General features: G+C 56.8%; 2 protein-coding genes. One reads left to right on the forward strand and one right to left on the reverse strand.

Features of this window, described 5'->3' with window-relative positions; all coding sequences use genetic code 11:
- Positions 1 to 202 precede the first annotated feature (202 nt).
- A complete protein-coding gene (locus tag GPL81_RS30690) occupies positions 203 to 544 on the reverse strand; it encodes a DUF6124 family protein (protein ID WP_160107819.1) in 342 nt (113 codons plus the stop codon).
- A 129-nt stretch (positions 545 to 673) separates the two neighbouring features.
- Between GPL81_RS30690 and GPL81_RS30695 the strand changes: the two genes are divergently transcribed.
- Entirely contained in the window at positions 674 to 1,312 is a 639-nt protein-coding gene (locus GPL81_RS30695) for a LexA family protein (RefSeq protein ID WP_160107818.1), read from the forward strand.
- Positions 1,313 to 1,506 lie beyond the last annotated feature (194 nt).

Below are 1,506 nucleotides of genomic sequence, written 5' to 3' on the forward strand. Positions count from 1 at the left end.
AAAAGACCCGGCAAAAAGCCGGGTCAAAAACCGTGATTAGCCTGATGAGGAGATAGTCCAGGAGACCGACCTAAGGTCCCTTGGTCTATCGACTGATCTCGCGATCAGTTGATGCAAGAATAATCATTCTCGTTTGCAAGTCAAATGAATTGTCTGCGCGATTGGAAAATTCTTTCCAGTCCTCTTTGTTCGCACCTTCGTTTCAACCGTTCTGATGCCTCTCCAGTGACCGATCCACCATGGCCTTGGCCATGTCGATCATATGCACCGTCGAAAACGCCAGGTCCCGGTTTGTCCCCTGCAGATGACTGGCTGACTCGCACGCCGTGGCGGCGGCACAACGCAACAGGTCCGAGGCATGGACCAGCGCCTCCTCACTGCTGATGTTGCGGTTCACATCAAAGAATCGTGTCTCGACCGCTTCTTCTGAAACAGCCGGTTTCAAGTAATAGTCCAATGCGCGCTGTGCAGCGGCCGAGCCCTGGGGCGAGGTGAGGGAGGTGTCGATTTGCGTATCAGGCAAGTCGTTGGCAGGTTGGGTCATGGTGATGGCAAGCTCCGTGATAGATTCAGATCCGTGAAGCCATCCTAGTACGATCTGTATTTGTGACCATCGTTTAAATACTACAATTTGTGTTTTGTTGGCCGGAGGCGCCCACGTATCGTGCCGCACATGGATAAATGGATTGAATTGGTCAAGGCCAAGATGAGTGAACTCAAAGTCACTCAAGAGATACTCGCCGAACGCCTCGGGATGTCCCAGGGTGGCGTTGGCCACTGGCTGAACAAACGTCGCGAGCCTGGCATCGACAACATGAACCGGGTGTTGAAGGCACTCGGAATGGACTTCCTCGAAGTGGTGCTGGTGATTCGCGAGCCCGCGGATTCACAGGGCGACGAAATGTCCCTGACGCAAAAGTACAACCCGTACTTCCGCTACCCGGTCAGTGACTGGCGGGAAACCGGAGAAGTGCGCGATGGCGAACAGGCGCAGTACCGTTTTGAATTGTCCGATTATCACGCCCGGGGCGCGGCGTTCTGGCTGACGGTCGTCGGTGATGCGATGACTGCACCGACGGGTCTGAGCATCGCCGAGGGCATGCTGATTCTGGTGGACCCGGACGTGGACGCCGAGCCCGGCAAGCTGGTCATTGCCCAATGGCCGGACAGCAGCGAGGCGGTTTTCCGCAAGTTGATCGAAGAGGGCGGGCAGCGTTACCTGGTCCCGCTCAATCCGACGTATCCGAAAGCCCTTTACACCGAAGAGTGCCGAATCATCGGCGTGGTGGTTCAGGCGACAGCCAAGTTCTAGACGCAGCGCGGTCCTTGTAGGAGCCGAGCCTGCTCGCGAAGGTCGTCAACGGTGACGCGGGATGCCTGAATGCCCGCGTTATCTGGACGTTCATCGCGAGCAAGCTCGCTCCTTCAGTTTTACGCTTCTTCCAGCTCGCCCACCGCACTGCCTTCGCTGCCCATCTCGCCTTCCTGGACATTCCGCGCCTTCAC

It is taken from the genome of Pseudomonas izuensis, from assembly GCF_009861505.1.
GTDB classification, from domain to species: Bacteria; Pseudomonadota; Gammaproteobacteria; order Pseudomonadales; family Pseudomonadaceae; genus Aquipseudomonas; species Aquipseudomonas izuensis.